Source organism: Nonomuraea sp. WAC 01424 (assembly GCF_003947315.1).
Classification (GTDB): Bacteria; Actinomycetota; Actinomycetes; order Streptosporangiales; family Streptosporangiaceae; genus Nonomuraea; species Nonomuraea spiralis.
In genome coordinates this window covers 333,204-350,817 of record NZ_QHHZ01000011.1, presented here as the reverse complement: position 1 = coordinate 350,817, position 17,614 = coordinate 333,204, and the positions used below count along the sequence as shown (strand labels likewise).

The window sequence follows — 17,614 nt, the reverse complement described above, 5'->3', positions numbered from 1 at the left end:
GATCATGCCACGGCCGCGGACGGCGGCGGCCCCGGCGTCAGCCCCTGGCGGCGGCGCGGGCGCGGCGCTCCTCGCGGCGCTCGACGAACCGGGCGGCCGTGACCTCGGTCTTGGCCAGGAACGCCGACAGCTCCTCGCGGGCGGCCTCGCCCTCGGCGTCGAGCCCGGTCTTGTCGAAGACCGCCCACTGCCGCAGCACGGGCATGAGCACGTCGTCGAGGTGGAGACGCAGGTCGTAGATGCCCTCATTGGCGATGATCATGGCCTTGCGGGCGAAGCCGTCCATGCCCGTGCCGGGCATCTGGAAGGTGGTGACGACCTCGGTCACCGCGCGCATGGTCTGGTTGGGGTCGAGCTCGAAGGCCGCCTTGAGCAGGTTGCGGTAGAAGAGCATGTGCAGGTTCTCGTCGGCGGCGAGGCGGGCGAGCAGGCGCTCGCAGCCCTCGTCGCCGGAGGCCCGGCCGGTGTTGCGGTGGGAGATGCGGGTGGCCAGTTCCTGGAAGGAGACGTAGGCGAGCTGCTGGAGCATGGTGCCGTACTCGGTGGTGAAGCCCTGCTCCATGTGGTACATGCGGGCCCGCTCCAGCGCGACCGGGTCGACCGCGCGGGTGACGGTGAGGTAGTCGCGCAGGGCGGTGCCGTGGCGGTCCTCCTCGGCGGTCCAGCGGTGGACCCAGGTGCCCCACGCGCCGTCGCGGCCGAACGTGGTCGCGATCTCGTGGTGGTAGCTGGGCAGGTTGTCCTCGGTCAGCAGGTTGACGATGAGCGAGACGCGGGCGGCCTCGGGGATCTTCGAGTCGCCCTCCTGCCACGCCTGGCCGCCGTAGATGCCGTCGAAGTCACGCCCTTCGCTCCACGGGATGTACTCGTGCGGGAACCACTCTTTGGCCATCGAGTTGTGGCGATCGAGCTCGACGCCCACCACGGGCTCGAGCTCGTGCAGCAGTTCCGTCTGAGACATCGCCATAAAGATCTTCTCCTTCAGGTTACGGGACCGTAGGTTAGGCTACCCGAAGGACATGTGGTGCGGAGTCTGCCTTGATGTCCTAAATGCCAACACGTTGCAGCAAGCGGTCCAGCTTGATGTTGAGATCGAGGATCTCCGACCGTACGGAGTTGAACTCCTCGGCCAGCGCCGCCCGGACGAACTTGAGCTCCTCGGTCACCTCGCCGCGCAACGTCGCCAGCTCCTCGGCTGTCTCCGCCCCAGCGTCCGCCCCCATTGCACGCCCTCCTCAGCATCGGTAAGTCACCGTCCGCCACCAAGGATCTCAGGCAGGCGGGGGCCCGCGACCGGGCGGCGGACCGCGGGAGTGGTTTTCTCATCCCGTACGCACGATCCTTCGCGACCTGGGAGGAGAGTTGTCACCCCAGGGGGCCTCAGATGAGGTCGACGAGGTCGGCGACCGAGTCGACGACCAGGGACGGCCGGTAGGGGAAACGGTCGATCTGGTCGCGCTGGGTGACGCCGGTCAGCACCAGGATCGTGAACAGGCCGGCCTCCATGCCGGAGATGATGTCGGTGTCCATCCGGTCGCCGATCATGGCGGTGGTCTCGCTGTGGCCCTCGATGGCGTTGAGCGCGCTGCGCATCATGCGGGGGTTGGGCTTGCCCACGAAGTAGGGCTCGACGCCGGTGGCCTTGGTGATCATCGCGGCGACGGCCCCGCAGGCCGGCAGCGAGCCCTCGGTGGAGGGGCCGATCGGGTCGGGGTTGGTGGCGATGAAGCGGGCGCCGGACTCGATGAGCCGGATCGCGCGGGTGATCTGGGTGAAGCTGTAGGTGCGGGTCTCGCCGAGCACGACGTAGTCGGGGTCGAGGTCGGTGAGGATGTAGCCGACCTCGTGCAGGGCCGTGGTCAGGCCGGCCTCGCCGATCACGTACGCCGAGCCGCCGGGCCGCTGGTCGTCGAGGAACTGGGCGGTGGCCAGGGCGGAGGTCCAGATGGACGCGGCGGGCACGTCGAGCCCGGCGGCGGGCAGGCGCACCGACAGGTCGCGCTGGGTGTAGATGGAGTTGTTGGTCAGGACCCGGAACCTCTTGTCGGACTCCTTGAGCCGTTTGATGAATTCGTCCGCACCGGGGATCGGCCGCCCCTCGTGGACGAGCACGCCGTCCATGTCGGACAACCAGGAGTCGATCCGCTTACGCTGAGTCACCCGTTCATGGTATCGAGCGTGCCTTGTCGACTTCTCGCCGCACACGTGAACAATATTCATCATGTCGTTCACTGAATCCGCCCTGGACATGCGGGACGAGCTCATCCAGCTCCGCCACTCCCTGCACACCACCCCCGAGCTCGGCCTGCATCTGCCCCGGACGCAGGAGAAGGTGCTGGCGGCGCTGGACGGGCTTCCCCTGGAGATCACGACCGGCAAGACGCTCAGCTCGGTCACGGCGGTGTTGCGCGGCGGCCGGCCAGGTCCCGCGGTGCTGCTGCGCGGCGACATGGACGCCCTGCCCGTGGCCGAGCGCAACGACCTGCCCTACATCTCCCAGACCCCCGGCCAGATGCACGCCTGCGGCCACGACCTGCACACCGCCATGCTGGCCGGCGCGGCCCGGCTGCTCAGCGCGCGGCGCGCGGAGCTCGCCGGTGACGTGATCTTCATGTTCCAGCCGGGCGAGGAGGGCCACGAGGGCGCCAAGCACATGATCGGCGAGGGCGTGCTCGCGGCGGCCGGGACGCGGCCGGTGGCGGCGTACGGGATGCACGTGGTCTCGGCGATGCTGCCGCCGGGGCTGTTCGCCTCGCGGCCCGGCCCGCTCATGGCGGCGGCCGACGTGTTCTGCGTGACGGTGAAGGGCAGCGGCGGCCACGGGTCGAGCCCCCACCGCGCGAAGGACCCGATCGTGGCCGGGTGCGAGATGGTGACGGCGCTGCAGACGATGGTGACCAGGACGTTCGACGTGTTCGACCCCGTGGTGATCACCGTGGGCACCTTCCACGGCGGCTCGGCCGACAACGTCATCCCCGACGAGGCGCGCTTCGAGGCGACCGTGCGCACGTTCAGCAAGGAGCACCGGGTGCTGGTCAAGCGGCGCCTGGTGGAGGTGGTCGAGGGCATCGCGGCCGCGCACGGGCTGACGGTGGAGACGTCGTTCGGGACGGGGTACCCGGTGACGGTCAACGACCAGGACGAGGCCGGGTTCGTCTCCCGGACCGCCGACGAGCTGTTCGGCCCCGGCCGCTACTTCGTGGCGCCGCAGCCGGTGATGGGGTCGGAGGACTTCTCGTACGTGCTGGAGGAGGTGCCGGGCGCGTTCGTGTTCCTGGGGGCGTGCCCGCCGGACCGGGACCCGGCCACGGCGCCGTACAACCATTCTCCGGACGCGGTCTTCGACGACTCCGTGCTCCCGGACGGCGCGGCCCTGTACGCCTCCCTCGCCCACGGGCGCCTGTCGGGGTCGTGATGCGCGCCTGGGTGGTGGACACGCCGGGACCGATGGCGACCGGTCCGCTCGTACCGGTCGAACGGGACGTCCCGGAGCCCGGCCCCGGCGAGGTGCTGGTACGGGTGGAGGCGTGCGGCGTGTGCCGGACCGACCTGCACCTGGCCGAGGGCGACCGGCCTCGGCGGCGGCCGCGGACCACCCCCGGGCACCAGGTGGTGGGCCGGGTCGAGGGCTCCGGCGAGCGGGTGGGGGTGGCCTGGCTGCGCTCGACGTGCGGCCGGTGCCGTTACTGCCTGCGCGGCATGGAGAACCTGTGCCCGGACTCCACGTACACGGGCTGGGACGCCGACGGGGGCTACGCGGAGTACGTCGTGGCCCCCGCCGACTACGTCTATCCGCTGCCCGGCGACGTGCCCGCAGAGCGGCTGGCGCCGCTGCTGTGCGCGGGGATCATCGGCTACCGGGCGCTGGCGCGCTGTGACCTGCCGCCCGGCGGACGGCTCGGCATCTACGGCTTCGGCTCCTCGGCCCACCTGACCGCGCAGGCGGCCATCGCGCGGGGCGCCACCGTGCACGCCGTGACCAGGTCGGCCGCCTCCAGGGAGCTGGCGCTGGAGCTGGGCGCGGCCTCGGCGGGCGACCGGCCGCCCGAGCCGCTCGACGCGGCCATCCTGTTCGCGCCGGTCGGCGACCTGGTGCCGCCCGCGCTCGAAGCGCTCGACCGCGGCGGGACGCTGGCGATCGCCGGCATCCACCTGACCGACGTGCCCCCGCTGAACTACGAGCGGCACCTGTTCCAGGAGCGCACGCTGCGCAGCGTGACCGCCAACACCAGGGCCGACGGGCGGGCCTACCTGGAGCTGGCGCTGGCCCATCCGCCGCGGGTGGCGACAAAGATCTACCCGCTGGATGCGGCCGGCCGGGCGCTGGCCGATCTGGCCGCGGACCGCGTCAGGGGCGCGGCTGTGCTGGTCATGGACTGAGCCCGGCGTCGGCCGCACGATGGAGATTGGCGCCACGCCGGACCTCTATGAAGGAAAGTTACATTACACTCACAACATCTGGAGATTATTGACGCTGCCTGCTGGCGACCGTAGGGTCCGGTCAATTCCCTACAGATCCTCAACAGGTCCGACATCCCCCGGAGCGGCAGATGAAGCGACTGGCAGCGGTAGTGGCGTTGCTGGGCCTCGCCACCGCCACAGCGGCGTGCAGCGGTGGTACTAACAACAAGTCCGGCGCCTCGAGCGGTGGTGGTGGCGGGCTCTTCACCACGATCGACGTCAACAGGCCGGGCCTGGAGGCCACGGCCCCGGCCAACCCGTACAACCCGAAGGGCAACTCCTTCCCCGGCTACACGGCGATGAAGCTGGGCTGGGTGAAGAACCACCTGACGGACCCCAACCAGGCACTCCCCGGCATCGCGGAGAGCTGGGAGATCGCGCCGGACAACTCGGCCATCACCCTGAAGCTCCAGCCGAACGCCAAGTGGTCCGACGGCAAGCCCGTCACCGCCGAGGACGTCAAGATGTCCATCGGCATCGCCTACACCCAGGGCAGCACGGCCTTCTCGATCACGCCGGGCGCGGCGGGCGCGGCGGCCGACGTGACCGTGGTCGACGACCACACCCTGAAGATCACCCAGGACATGGCGAACCCGAGCCCGAAGTTCGCCCGCGGCGTGCTCGACACGTTCGTCCTGCCCGCCCACGTGTGGGGCAGCGTGCTCCCCGCGGACTTCTGGGACCAGCTCAAGGGCTCCAGGGGCGAGGGCGCCGACGCCGACAAGGCGCGTGAGACGATCACCGGCCTCGGCGAGAAGGTGCTCACCTTCGCCCCGCCGAAGGACACCTCGGCCGGCCCGTTCGTGCTGGAGCGGGTCAACCCGTCCGAGGCACTGCTGGTCAAGAACAAGTACTTCTACAACGCCGCGAACGTGGCTCCGGCGCAGGTGAAGTTCCTCAACTACACCGGCAACGAGCAGATCTGGAACTACCTCACCGCGGGCAAGCTCGACCACGCCGGTTTCACCGCCGCCCCGACGGACGTGATGAACCGGATCAAGGCGGCCGCCGGCAACGAGGTCATCAAGGGCTACTCGCCGGTCGCGGTCAGCCTGGCCTTCAACCAGGCCAAGAAGCCGTACGACAACGTGCACGTGCGTCGTGGCCTGGCCTACCTGATCAACCGTGAGGAGGTCACCAAGGTCGCCTCGCCCGAGGGCGGCACGGCCGCGGTCACCACCACCGGCATCCACCAGAAGGCCGCGCAGGCCTGGATCCCCGACACGCTGCCGAAGCTGGACCCGTACGCGACGGACGCGGCCAAGGCCGAGGCGGAGTTCAAGGAGGCCGGCCTCACCAAGAAGGACGGCAAGTGGGCGCTGGCCGACGGCTCGGCGTGGAAGGTCTCCATGCACGCGCCCGCCGGCTTCTCCGACTGGCTGTCGGCCCAGGAGAACATCAAGAGCCAGCTGATCAAGGCCGGCGTGGACGCCGAGGTCGTCACGACCGCCGACTACCCCCTCTACCTGGAGGAACTGGCGGCCGGCAAGTACGACGCGGGCTTCTGGCTGATGGCGCTCGGCCCCGCGCCGTACGACATCTACCAGCGCCTCTACGGCGCCTCCAACGGCTGGACCAACGTCGCCGGCAAGGTCAAGCACTCCGAGCCCGGCAAGGCCGGCAACTGGATGGGCGGCCCCGAGGAGATCGAGGTCGACGGGACCAAGATCAACCCCGGTGAGCTGACCGGCAAGCTGAACTCGGCCACCGAGGAGGAGGCCAAGCCGATCATGGCCCAGCTCGCCAAAGCGGCGAACCAGGACCTCCCGGTCATCCAGCTCTGGGACTACGTCAACACCCAGTTCGTCAACAACAGCCGCTTCACCGGCTGGCCGCACGACGACGAGATCCTGCGCATGGGCGCCGGCGTCCTGCCCTCGGGCGTCTGGATCCAGCTCGGCATGATCAAGGCGAAGTCGTAGTTCATGGCGCTCATCGCACGACGACTCGCGGGCCACCTGGCCCGCGGGTTCGTCATGATCCTCGTAGTCGCGACGATCAGCTTCTTCATCATCAACAACATCCCCGGCGACCCGATGGCCGCCCGCTACGAGAAGCTGGTCGAGCAGGGCATGTCGCCCGAGGCCGCCGCGCAGGCCGTGAAGGTCCTGTACGGCTTCCTGCCCGACGGCACACTGTGGCAGCAGTACACCGACTACATGACCGGGCTGCTCCACCTCGACCTCGGCATGTCGGTCAGCCGGCCCGGCACCCCGGTGCTCGACGTGCTCACCGACGCGGCCAAGTGGACCGTTCTACCGGTGCTGGCCGGCACGCTGCTGAGCTTCCTCGTCGGGATCATCCTCGGCGTGTACGCGGCCATCAAGCGCACCGGCAAGCTGGGCGACGCCCTGGCCATCTCCGGTTCGCTGCTGCACGGCATCCCGCAGTACGTGCTGGCGATGCTGCTCGTGGTGATCTTCGCGACGCTCATCCCGATCCTGCCGGCCGACGGCTCGGTGGACATCCTGTTCGAGCCCGGCTTCAACGCCGGCTACATCGGCTCGCTGGTCGAGCACGCGGTGCTGCCGGTCGTCACGTACGCGTTGTCGGCCTACGGCGGCTGGATCCTGGCGATGAAGTCGAGCGTGGTCACCGTGCTCGGCGACGACTTCATCCTGGCCGCCGAGCTGCGCGGCATGAAGCGCTCGATCGTGTTCCGCTACATCGCGCGCAACGCGATCCTGCCGCTGTTCACCATGCTCGCGCTCTCGCTCGGCCTGCTGCTGGGCGGCGCGGTCTTCATCGAGAAGATCTTCAACTACCCGGGGCTCGGCTGGCTGCTGATCAGCGGCGTGCAGGACCGCGACTACGGCCTGATGGGCGGGGCGTTCCTGCTGATCACCGTCGGCACGATCATCGCCAACATCGTGGCGGACCTGTTCTACACGGTCATCGACCCGCGGGTGCGCAGCGGAGAGGAGGGCTCGTGAGCGCCACGCTCATCCCGGAGGCGGCGCCGGCCGCGTCGGCCATGCGCCGCAACTTCTGGAACGGCGTGTGGCGGGTGATGAAGCGCAAGCCCAGCCGCATGGCCGGGGTCGTCATCATCGCCGGCTTCATCGTCATGGCCGTGGTCGGCCCGCTGTTGCTGCCCGAGCACCTGCCGGGCAACGCGAGCGCGATCACCCAGCCGCCGAGCTGGGACCACTGGTTCGGCACCGACCCCCAGGGCCGGGACGTGACCGCGCTGGTGATCAAGGGCTCGCGTTACGTCCTGCTCACCGCCCTGGTCACCGCGATCATCACGGTCGTCGCCGGCACCGCCATCGGCCTGTTCTCGGGCTTCAAGCGGGGCCGCTGGGACACCGTGCTCATGCGGCTGACCGACATGAAGCTCACCATCCCCGGCCTGCCGGTGCTGCTGGTGCTGGCCACGGTCTGGAAGTTCGGCAACCCCATCCAGATGGGGCTGGTGCTCGGCCTGCTCGGCTGGGGCGGCGTGGCGCGGGCGGTGCGCTCGCAGACGCTGTCGCTGCGCGAGCGCGGCTTCATCGAGGCGGCGCGCGGGCTCGGGCTGTCCACCACGCACATCATCGGCAGGGAACTGCTGCCGAGCATGGCGCCCTACATCGCGATGAACATGCTCATCGCGGTCACCGGCGCGGTCTACTCGCAGGTGGGCCTGTTCTTCCTGGGCGTGCTGCCGTACGAGTCGGACAACTGGGGTGTGATGCTCAACCTCGCCGTGTTCCAGGCGGGCGCCATGATCACGCCGAACGCGCTCGGCTACCTGCTGGCCCCCCTGCTGGCGATCCTGCTGCTGACGCTCGGCATCGTGCTCGTGGTGGACGCCATGGACGAGATCTTCAACCCCCGGCTGCGCGAGGAGTAACAAGTGGCCGAACAAGCGCCGGGAGTGCGCATCGACGGCCTGACGGTCGTCTACAAGACCCCCGCGGGCGAACTGCCCGCCGTCCGGGACGTCACGCTGACGCTGGAGCCCGGCACGATCACCGGCATCGTCGGCGAGTCCGGCTCGGGCAAGTCCACGCTGGCGTTGTCGCTGCTCAACGCGGTCCAGCCCCCGGGCCGGATCGCAGCGGGCAGCGTCGAGATCGACGGCCTCGGCGACGTGACCGGTTTCGCCGGCGAGGAGCTGCGCAAGGCCCGCGGCCGGCACATCGGGTACGTCTTCCAGGCGGCCCAGAACTCGCTCAACCCGCTCAAGACGGTCGGCAAGCAGCTCCTCGACCTGGGCCGTTCGCACGGCGTCGAGGACCTGCGCGGCCTGGTCCGCGAGGCCAAGGAACTGCTCGGCCGCATGGGCCTGGACGGCGCGCGCGTGCTCGACTCGCACCAGCACGAGCTGTCGGGCGGCATGCGGCAGCGGGTCGGCATCATGCTGGCTCTGGTGCTCAACGCCCACCTGGTGGTGCTCGACGAGCCGACGACCGCGCTGGACATGATCACCCAGGCGAACATCCTGAAGATCATCCGCGAGGTGCACGCCGAGCGCGGCCTGACCACGCTGGTCATCACGCACGACATCGGCGTCGTGGCCGAGGTCGCCGACCGCCTGGTCGTCATGTACGGCGGCCGCCTGGTCGAGCAGGGCCCCACCCGCGAGGTGCTCGGCTCCCCCACCCACCCCTACACCAAGGGCCTGATCAGGGCCATCCCGCGCCTCGTGGGCGACATCGCCGAGGCCCAGGCGCTGCCCGGCCGGCCGCCGACGCTGGCCACGGTGCCGAAGGAGGGCTGCGTGTTCAGGGAGCGCTGCGCGCTGCGCATGGACGTGTGCGACACCGTCGACCCGCAGGCCGTGGCGCATGGATCGAGGGTCGTGGCCTGCCACGCCGTGACCGTGAAGGAGCACGCGTGATCACCGGGACCGGCATCGTCAAGACGTACAAGCAGCGCGGCAACGTCCTCGCCGGGCGGGAGGTCCGGGCGCTGCGCGGGGTGGACTTCGCCATCCCCAAGGGCGGCGCGGCCTCCTTCATCGGCGAGTCCGGCTGCGGCAAGACCACGCTGGGCCGGATCATCGCCGGGCTGGAGACCTACGACGAGGGCGAGATCGTCATCGGCGACGTGCCCATGTCGGGGATCAAGCAGAAGAAGCGCCAGCCGTACTTCCGCAAGATCCAGATGATCCACCAGGACCCGTACTCGGCCCTGAACCCGACCCGGACCATCCACCAGACGCTGTACGCGCCGCTCAGCCTGCGGGCCGGGCAGACCGGACGGTCGAAGGAGTGGATCGAGGAGCGGGCCGCCGAGGTGCTGTCGATGGTGGGCCTGGACCCGGGCTCGGTGCTGGGGCGCTACCCCCACCAACTGTCGGGCGGCATGCGGCAGCGCGTGGTCATCGCCCGCGCGCTGACCGTCGACCCGGAGATGCTGGTCGCCGACGAGGCCGTCTCGATGATCGACGTCTCGCTCCGGCTGGGCATCCTGGCGCTGCTGAAGGACCTGCGCGAGCGGCTCGGCGTGAGCGTGCTGTTCATCACGCACGACGTGGCCACCGCCCGCTACATCGGCGACGACGGCGAGCTGTACGTCATCTACCGCGGCCAGGTCGTCGAGCGCGGCCCGGTGGACACGGTCATCGCCGACCCGGTGCACCCGTACACGCAGTCGCTGTTGTCGGCCATCCCCGTCCTGCACGGCCTGGAGGAGCCCGGCGAGCAGCCGGTGACGCCGCTGGAGTCGCTGGACGAGAGCAAGTCCGACGAGGGCTGCCTGTTCGCCCGCCGCTGCCCCTTCCGCGGCGAGCGGTGCACGGGCGAGCGGCCGCTGCTGCAGCTCACGGAAGGCGTGCCGCAGGAGCACGCGTGCTTCTACCCCGAGCGGCGCAACGTCATCGCGCGCCCGATGAGCGAGGTGTGATGTCGCCCACCGTGCGCGGCGCGGACCTGGCCGAGGCGGGCCTGGAGGCCGCCGCCGCGCTGACGCTGGACGCACCCGAGGCCCCCGACCTGGTCCGGCGCCTGGCCGAGCCGCCCACCGACCGCCGCTGGACGGCGCTGGCCACCGACGGCGGGGTCGTGCTGACGTCCCTGTCGTCGAAGGACCCCGAGGCCGGGCACATCGACCTGCTGGCCGTGCGTCCCTCGGCCCAGGGCCGCGGGCACGGGCGCGCGCTGGTACGGGCCGCCGAGGACTGGCTGCGCGGACACGGTGCCCGGCAGGCCCGCTTCGCCGGGAACCCGCCCTGTTACGCCTGGCCCGGCATCGACGTGCGCTACACCGCCGCCGCCTGCCTGGCCGAGAGCCTCGGCTACGAGCGTTACCAGGTCGCCTGGAACATGACCGCCGACCTGTCGTCGGCCGACCTGTCGGTCGAGGACGACCTGCTGCGGCTGGAGCGGGCGGGGGTCGCGGTCAGGAAGGCCGAGGCCGACCGCTCGGCCGTGGCCGCGTTCGTCGAGGAGCACTGGAACGAGCGGTGGGCCTGGGAGGCGCTCAACGCGACCGGGCTGCACTACGCCGAGCGCGACGGGCGCGTGCTGGCCTTCGCCGCCTGGGGGGCGCGGCCGTCGTGGTTCGGCCCCATGGGCACCGCCCCCGACGCCCGCGGCCTCGGCCTGGGCGGGGTGCTGCTGCGCCGCTGCCTGGCCGACCAGCGGGCGGGCGGCCAGGCGAGCGCCCAGATCGGATGGGTGGGGCCGTTGCGGTTCTACTCGCGCGCCGTGGGCGCGCGAGCCGAACGCGTCTTCTGGCTCTACCGGCGCGATCTGGCCTGATGTCAGCTGTAGAGCAGATGTCCTTCGGGACGGCCGGGCGGCGGGCACAGCTCACGCGGGTCGTCCCCGGCCTCCAGGCAGCGCGTGAGCGTGTCGGAGCCCCACAGCAGGTCGAGGAACAGGTCGTCGCCCGTCCAGACCAGGTCGTCCGGATAGAGGACCCGGGCCGCGTGCAACATCGACAACCCGGTCAGCACCGGCCGGAAGGCCACCGGGTCGTGCACGTGCACCTGCACCCCGCGTACGGGGACGCCCGCGTGTTTGTGGAAGGTCGGGGTGAACCAGGTGTCCCTGAACCGCACCCCCGGCAGGTTCATCCCGTTCAGGGTGACCGCGTAGCGTTCGTCCGCGTACGGCGCCCCCACCAGCTCGAACGGCCGGGTGGTGCCGCGCCCCTCGGAGAAGTTGGTGCCCTCGAACAGCCCGGTGCCCGGGTAGACCAGCGCGGTGTCCGGGGTGGGCATGTTGACCGAGGGCATCACCCAGGGCAGGCCGGTCGCGGCCCACGTCATGTCCCGCCGCCAGCCCTCCATCGTGACCACCCGCAGGTCGGCGTCGAAGCCGAACAGCTCCGCCAGTTCCCCCGCGGTCCTGCCGTGGCGTACGGGCAGCGGGAAGCGGCCCACGAAGCTGGCGAACGCCGGGTCCAGCGGCGGCCCCTCCTCGACGGTCCCGCCCAGGGGGTTGGGCCGGTCCAGCACCACGAACCGCAGGCCCAGCCGGGAGGCCGAGGCCAGCAGGTCGTACATGGTCCACACGAAGGTGTAGAAGCGGGTCCCCACGTCGGCGATGTCGAAGACCAGCGTGTCCACGCCGGAGGCGGCCACCACGCGGTCGAGGTCCTCGCCCGACAGCTCGTGGGTGTCGTGGACCGGCAGTCCCGTCCTGGGGTCCACGGCGTCGTGTTCGCTCGATCCCGCCTGGGCGGTGCCGCGCAGGCCGTGCTCGGGGCCGAACAGCGCGGTCAGCGGCACGCCGGCGGCCAGCAGGGCGTCGGGCGTGGGGGTCAGGTCGGGCAGGACTCCGGTGGGGTTGGTGATCAGGCCGAGACGGGCGCCTCCGGCCAGCGCGGGATCCGCGGCCAGCCGTTCAGCTCCGGTGCGTACGTATGACATGGATCCATTCTCTGAAAGATATTTACAACTGAGAAGTAAAGGGTGGAAATTAGCGTCATGATTGATCCGCTACCCGAGCTGTCCACCGAGCAGAGCGATCCCCGCTTCAGCCAGATCGACCGGCTGCCGACGGAGCAGGTCGCCCGATTGATGAACCAGGCCGACGCCGAGGTGCCCGTGGCCATCGCCGCGGCCGTCCCGGCCATCTCGGCGGCCATCGACGCGATCGCGGCCCGCGTGGCCGAGGGGGGCAGGCTGCTGTACGTCGGCGCCGGCACCTCGGGACGGCTGGCCGTGCTCGACGCCAGCGAGTGCCCGCCCACGTTCGGCACCGACCCCTCGCTGGTCCAGGGCGTCATCGCGGGCGGGTCCGAGGCGCTGACCCGGTCCATCGAGGGCGCGGAGGACGACGCCGAGGCGGGCGCGGCGGCCATCAAGGACCTGGAGGTGGGCGCGCTCGACTCGGTGGTGGGCGTGTCGGCCAGCGGGCGGGCCCCGTTCGTGCTGGGCGCGCTGGGCGAGGCCGCGGCGCGGCCGGCCCTTACGGCGGCGCTGTCGTGCAACCGGGGCGCGCCGCTGTCGGCCGCCGCCGAGCACGGCATCGAGGTGGTGGTGGGGCCCGAGGTGGTGGCGGGCTCGACCAGGTTGAAGGCGGGCACGGCGCAGAAGCTGGTGCTCAACATGATCTCGACGATCTCCATGGTCCGCCTGGGCCGGACCTACGGGAACCGGATGATCGAGATGTCGCCGATGAACAGCAAGCTCGCCTCCCGCGCGCTGCGTATGGTGAGCGAGATCACCGGGGCCGACGCCACGACGGCCGAGTCGGCGCTCGAGGCGGCCGGCGGGCAGGCGAAGACGGCCGTGGTGATGATCCAGCACGGGCTGGACGCGGACGCGGCACGCGCGCTGCTGGAGTCGCACGGAGAGCGGCTCAGCGACGCCCTCAGCGGCTGACGACAGCGGCTGAGGACAGCGGCTGAGGACAGCGGCTGACGGCCGGCTCCGTACAAGGCTCGACCGAGGCTCGACGAGGGGGGAACGGGGATGTCGGACCGGCTGGAGCGGCTGCTGGCCGCGGCGGTGCCCGAGGTGTGCCCGGCGGCGGTCGCGCTGATCGCCGCGCACGGCACGGTGGTCGCCGCCGCCACGGCCGGGGAACTGGTGCGCTACGCCGGCGCCCGTCCCGTCCCCGATGACGCCGGCGGGCACGGCGGGGGGAACGACGGCGGGAACGGCGGCGGGAACGGCGGCGGGGGTGCGCCGGGTGCGCTCGCCGCCGTGCGCCCGCCCGTACGGCGGGACTCGGTGTTCGACCTGGCCTCGGTCAGCAAGCTGTTCACCACCGCGGTGGTGCTCTCGCTCACCGAGGAGGGGCTGCTGGACCTGGACGAGCCGATCCCGGCCCGGATCCCCGGCGGCGACCCGAGGCTCACGCTGCGCCGCCTGCTCACGCACACGGCGGGCCTGACGCCGACCCGCCGCGTCGACCTGGAACTCCCGCACGCCGGGCCGGCCGAACGCATGGCCGCGATGCTCGCCACGCCCGTCACCGGCCCGGTCGGCGGCCCCTACCTCTACAGCGACGTCGGCATGATCATGGCCGGCCGGATCGCCGAGCTGGCCGGCGGCGCGTCCCTCGACGTCCTGGTCCGCACCCGGATCACGGACGTCCTCGACCTCCCCGGCACCGGCTACCGTCCCGTTCCCGACCGCGGGCCGGTGGACCGGGTGGCCGCGACCGAGTTCAAGCCCGAACGCCCCGGCCCCGGCTGCGTACGCGGCGAGGTGCACGACGAGACCGCCCACGCCCTCGGCGGGGTGGCCGGCCACGCGGGCCTGTTCGCACCCGCCGACGACCTGCTGGCCTTCGGGGAGGCCCTGCGCCTGGGCGGGGGCCCGATGCTGGGCCGGGAGAGCGTGACCGAGATGACCCGCGACCAGGGGGCGGAGGGGGCGGCGTTCCGGCACGGGCTCGGCGTACGGATCGGCGACCCCGGCATCGTCGGCCCGCTGGAGGGCGCGTTCGGCCACTCCGGGTTCACCGGGACGTCGCTGGTGGTCGATCCGGCGCGCGGGCTGACCGTGGTGCTGCTGACCAACGCCGTCCATCCCGTACGCGGGCGGCCGGGGATGCGCGAGTTGCGGTGCGCGGTGGCCGCCGAGGCGTTGCGGCACGTAGCGTGAGAACATGCCCGTCCAGCTGAACCACACCATCGTCAGCGCCACCGACAGGGACGCCACGGCCGCCTTCCTGGTCGACGTCCTCGGCCTGGAGCCCGCGCCGGTCTACGGCCCGTTCCGGGTCGTGACGCTGGCCAACGGCGTCTCCCTCGACGTGATGCGCACGACCGGGGAGGTGACTCCCCAGCATTACGCGTTCCTCGTGGGCGAGGAGGAGTTCGACCAGATCTGGGGCCGGATCAAGAGCCGCGGCCTGCCGTTCTGGGCCGATCCCGGGCACACCAGGCCGGGCGTGATCAACACCAACGACGGCGGCCGCGGGCTCTACTGGTCGGCCCCCGACGGGCACAACCTGGAGATCATCACGGTCCCCTACGGCGGCTAGGCCCTGGGGGCCAGCGCCTCCAGTGCCTCCTCGGCGCGGCGCATCGCCTCCCCGGCGCCGGCGGTGACGAAGTCCTTGTCGAAGTTGAGGTCGTGGAAGACCTCCGTGACGCCCGCGGCGGCCAGGGCGTCCACGTCCCGCCGAATCTGCTCGTACGTGCCGGTCAGCGGCCGGCGCCCGTCCTCGCCGCCGGCGGGCCGCACCTGCGTGACACCGCGGCAGACGAAGCGGAACGAGGCCGCGTCGCGCCCGGCGGCGGCGATCGACTCCTTGATCAGCCCGATCCGGCCCGCGACCGCCGACAGGTCCTCCCTGCTGGAGCTGATCCATCCGTCGGCCAGCCGTCCGGCCCGGCGCAGCGCGACCTCGCAGGTGCCGCCGAGCAGGATCGGCGGCGGTCCCGGCGCCGGCTTGGGGTCGATGTGGGACGGCGGCACCCGGTAGAACTCGCCGTCGTGCTCGACCACCTCGTCCGTCCACGCCTCGCGCAGCACCTCGACGAACTCCTCGCCCCTGCGCCCGCGCCGGTCCATGCCGATCCCCGCGGCCTCGTACTCCTCCGGCAGCCAGCCGAGCCCGATCCCGGCGCTCAGCCTGCCTCCTGAGACGGTCTGCAGCGTGGCGAGCTGCTTGGCCAGCAGGACCGGCTGCACGTAGACGTTGACCACGGCCACGCCCAGCCGGATCGTGCCGGTCACGCCGGACAGGTGCGCCAGCGTGATCAGCGGGTCGTGGACGCTTCGGTAGGTCGGCCCCATGGGATGCCCGACCGGGTACAACACGCGCTGGAACGTCCAGAGCTCGTGGTAGCCCAGTTCCTCGGCCCGTACGGCGATCCGCCGCATGTTCTCCGGCGTGGCCCACGGCCCTGACTGGGGTACGGCGAAACCGATTCTCATGCCCCCAGTGTGTCCGACACGGTGTCACCTTCGCCGGACCCGGGCCGCGGTCATCGCGCTGTGACGGTCACTTCTTGCAGGTCGCCGAGTAGGGCAGCGCCAGGCTCGGTTTGTGCTGGCTGAGCACCTCGAACGTGAGGGTTCCGCTGGGTTTGTCGCCCCAGCTCCAGTCCGCCCCGATGGCGGTGACGCCGCCCTTCCTCAGGGTGATCGTGCCCGACTGGGGCGAGCCGCCGTCCCTGAGCGAGCGGTAGTCGACCCGCGTTCCCGCGGTGCCGGTGACCCAGGCGTGGACGGCGACGCTCGGCCTGAGCACGCAGTCGCCGACGTAGGACCAGGTCTGGACACCCGTGATCCGCACCACGTCGGAGGTGTCCCGGGGGACGCACGTCCAGGTGTACGGCGCCTCCAGGACCGGCCGGTTGTGGCTGAGCACCTCGAACCGCACCTTTCCGGAACCGCTGCTCGTCGGCGTGTCGTACCGGAGGATTTCGAGTTGTTCCGGGGCGCCGGGCCTGAGCCGGATCTTCTGCGGCAGTTCGGCGACGCCGTCCACGATGAACCGGTACTCCATCTCGACCTCGGCGTCCGCGCTGACCGCCGCGAACGACCGGCTGTTGTGGCCGGCGGCGCACTCGCCCTTGTACTGGGGAGTCGTCAGGTACCGGATGGACACGGTCGGCTCGTCCGGCTGCTTCTGGCAGGTGAACGCGAACGAGCGCGTCGCCGGTGCGGCGGCGCCCTGGGCCGTGAGCGTGAGCTGCTGGGAGCCGGCGTCCTTGGGGCCGAACGTCCAGGTCGCGCTGACGTCCTGCGAGCGGGGCTGCGTGCTGGCGGGGAAGGTGAGCTGTCCCTTCCACTCGGCCGACTTCTGCGTCCACCAGTAGGTGACCTGCTGCTCGGGGCCGGCGGGCAGGCGTACCCGGCCGAGGGCGTGGTACTCGACGGGCTCGGCGCAGTCACCCGCGTAGTCGCCCGGGTCCAGGCTCACGATCTCCAGCTCCGGCTTCTGCGCCGGCGGCGGGGTCGTGGTCGGCGTCGGCGTGGGGGTGGGGGTCGGCGTGGGTCGCGGGGCGTCGCCGCAGGTCACCCGGTACGTCGCCCGTCCGGAGTCGTGACCGCCGGGGGTGAGCAGGTCGACGGCCTTCCATCCGTCGGCGGAGGAGCCGACGCTGAGCGGCAGCGTCACCTGGCGCAGCCGGGGTCCGCCGGCCGCGAAGTACAGCGACTCGCGCGGGCCCTCGCCGGTGGCGCTGTCGATCCACCGGTAGTCGACCCTGGCGGGCAGACGCGACACCTGGACGGTGGCCGTGAACCTCACCGTGGTGGGGCAGGCGCCGGAGTAGACCGGTGGCGCGGCCTCGACGGCGACGGCCGTGACCAGCGGCTCGTCCTGCCCGGCGGGCAGCGGACGGGCGGCGTCCCACACTTGGGGCGCGCCCGCGCAGTCCACGCGGAAGCGGGCCCTGGCCGACAAGCCCTTCTTCCCGAGGATCTGCACGGCCTGCCAGCCGGAGGTGGTCCGGTCGAAGGTCTGGCGGTCCTTCACCGTGACCTTGCGCACGCCGCGGGTGCGGACGCTCTTGTACGCGCTCTTGCTCCCGTCGCCGCGTACCCACCGGTAGCGGACAGTGCCGGCGCCCCTGACCACCAGGACGGCGGAGAAGCCGACGGTGACGGGGCATTCGCCGGAGTGCCTGGCCGGGTTCGCCTTCACCCGCGTGGCGGCCGTCGTGACCGCGGCGGCGCCGGTCTCGGTGGAGACGGCGGCGAACGCGGGAGGAGCGGTCAGCAGGCCGCCGAGCAGCAGCGTGCTCAGCAGCAACGCTGTCCTGTTCATAGAGGATGTCCCTTTCTCAGCAAGAGGAAGGGAGCCCATGG

At 71.4% G+C, this 17,614-nt stretch carries 17 protein-coding genes; 11 read left to right on the top strand and 6 right to left on the bottom strand.

Annotation, left to right across the window (positions count from 1 at the left end; translation table 11 throughout):
• Positions 1-37: 37 nt before the first annotated feature.
• From DMB42_RS30090 to DMB42_RS30085, 3 genes are all read right to left on the bottom strand, one after another.
• Positions 38-967, bottom strand: a complete 930-nt coding sequence (locus DMB42_RS30090) for an acyl-ACP desaturase (protein ID WP_125638883.1) — start codon at positions 965-967, stop codon at positions 38-40.
• 79 nt (positions 968-1,046) lie between these two features.
• Entirely contained in the window at positions 1,047-1,223 is a 177-nt protein-coding gene (locus tag DMB42_RS53480) for a hypothetical protein (RefSeq protein ID WP_185844929.1), read from the bottom strand.
• Between the two features lie 157 nt (positions 1,224-1,380).
• Positions 1,381-2,160 (bottom strand): HAD-IIA family hydrolase, encoded by a 780-nt coding sequence (locus DMB42_RS30085; protein ID WP_125638880.1) that lies wholly within the window; start codon positions 2,158-2,160, stop codon positions 1,381-1,383.
• A 61-nt stretch (positions 2,161-2,221) separates the two neighbouring features.
• Between DMB42_RS30085 and DMB42_RS30080 the strand changes: the two genes are divergently transcribed.
• The 8 genes from DMB42_RS30080 (at position 2,222) to DMB42_RS30045 (ending at position 11,150) form a co-directional block, all read left to right on the top strand.
• A complete protein-coding gene (locus DMB42_RS30080) occupies positions 2,222-3,415 on the top strand; it encodes a M20 family metallopeptidase (RefSeq protein WP_125638877.1) in 1,194 nt (397 codons plus the stop codon).
• A complete protein-coding gene (locus DMB42_RS30075; protein ID WP_125638874.1) occupies positions 3,415-4,380 on the top strand; it encodes a zinc-dependent alcohol dehydrogenase family protein in 966 nt (321 codons plus the stop codon). The genes DMB42_RS30080 and DMB42_RS30075 overlap by 1 nt, the downstream gene beginning before the upstream one ends.
• A 170-nt stretch (positions 4,381-4,550) precedes the next feature.
• Positions 4,551-6,383, top strand: coding sequence for an ABC transporter substrate-binding protein (locus DMB42_RS30070; RefSeq protein WP_185844928.1), 1,833 nt, complete (start codon positions 4,551-4,553; stop codon positions 6,381-6,383).
• A gap of 3 nt (positions 6,384-6,386) precedes the next feature.
• The gene (locus tag DMB42_RS30065; RefSeq protein ID WP_125638871.1) at positions 6,387-7,394 is read left to right on the top strand and encodes an ABC transporter permease; all 1,008 of its coding nucleotides are present in this window, start codon (positions 6,387-6,389) and stop codon (positions 7,392-7,394) included.
• A complete protein-coding gene (locus DMB42_RS30060; RefSeq protein WP_260478031.1) occupies positions 7,391-8,296 on the top strand; it encodes an ABC transporter permease in 906 nt (301 codons plus the stop codon). Before DMB42_RS30065 ends, DMB42_RS30060 begins: the two co-directional genes overlap by 4 nt.
• Before the next feature lie 3 nt (positions 8,297-8,299).
• Positions 8,300-9,286: an ABC transporter ATP-binding protein gene (locus tag DMB42_RS30055; RefSeq protein ID WP_260478030.1), complete on the top strand. Its 987-nt coding sequence runs from the start codon at positions 8,300-8,302 to the stop codon at positions 9,284-9,286.
• Entirely contained in the window at positions 9,283-10,293 is a 1,011-nt protein-coding gene (locus DMB42_RS30050; RefSeq protein ID WP_125638869.1) for an ABC transporter ATP-binding protein, read from the top strand. Before DMB42_RS30055 ends, DMB42_RS30050 begins: the two co-directional genes overlap by 4 nt.
• Positions 10,293-11,150, top strand: a complete 858-nt coding sequence (locus DMB42_RS30045; protein WP_125638866.1) for a GNAT family N-acetyltransferase — start codon at positions 10,293-10,295, stop codon at positions 11,148-11,150. Before DMB42_RS30050 ends, DMB42_RS30045 begins: the two co-directional genes overlap by 1 nt.
• Before the next feature lie 2 nt (positions 11,151-11,152).
• On the opposite strand, the gene DMB42_RS30040 is transcribed toward DMB42_RS30045, so the two are convergent.
• Positions 11,153-12,265: an exo-beta-N-acetylmuramidase NamZ domain-containing protein gene (locus DMB42_RS30040; RefSeq protein ID WP_125638863.1), complete on the bottom strand. Its 1,113-nt coding sequence runs from the start codon at positions 12,263-12,265 to the stop codon at positions 11,153-11,155.
• Between the two features lie 57 nt (positions 12,266-12,322).
• On the opposite strand from DMB42_RS30040, the gene murQ reads away from it, so the two are divergent.
• The 3 genes from murQ (at position 12,323) to DMB42_RS30025 (ending at position 14,834) form a co-directional block, all read left to right on the top strand.
• Positions 12,323-13,222 (top strand): N-acetylmuramic acid 6-phosphate etherase, encoded by a 900-nt coding sequence (gene murQ, locus DMB42_RS30035; RefSeq protein ID WP_125638860.1) that lies wholly within the window; start codon positions 12,323-12,325, stop codon positions 13,220-13,222.
• 90 nt (positions 13,223-13,312) lie between these two features.
• Positions 13,313-14,452, top strand: coding sequence for a serine hydrolase (locus tag DMB42_RS30030; RefSeq protein ID WP_125638857.1), 1,140 nt, complete (start codon positions 13,313-13,315; stop codon positions 14,450-14,452).
• Positions 14,453-14,456: 4 nt separating this feature from the next.
• Positions 14,457-14,834 carry a VOC family protein gene (locus DMB42_RS30025; RefSeq protein WP_125638854.1) on the top strand — a complete coding sequence of 126 codons (378 nt, stop codon included), beginning with the start codon at positions 14,457-14,459 and terminating at the stop codon, positions 14,832-14,834.
• Here the strand turns inward: DMB42_RS30025 and DMB42_RS30020 are convergent.
• Both DMB42_RS30020 and DMB42_RS30015 read right to left on the bottom strand, forming a co-directional pair.
• On the bottom strand, positions 14,831-15,733 hold the full coding sequence (locus tag DMB42_RS30020; RefSeq protein ID WP_125638851.1) for a TIGR03619 family F420-dependent LLM class oxidoreductase: 903 nt from the start codon (positions 15,731-15,733) through the stop codon (positions 14,831-14,833). The two genes, DMB42_RS30025 and DMB42_RS30020, sit on opposite strands and share 4 nt — an antisense overlap.
• Positions 15,734-15,800: 67 nt before the next feature.
• Positions 15,801-17,573, bottom strand: a complete 1,773-nt coding sequence (locus DMB42_RS30015; protein ID WP_125638848.1) for a hypothetical protein — start codon at positions 17,571-17,573, stop codon at positions 15,801-15,803.
• Positions 17,574-17,614: the final 41 nt, after the last annotated feature.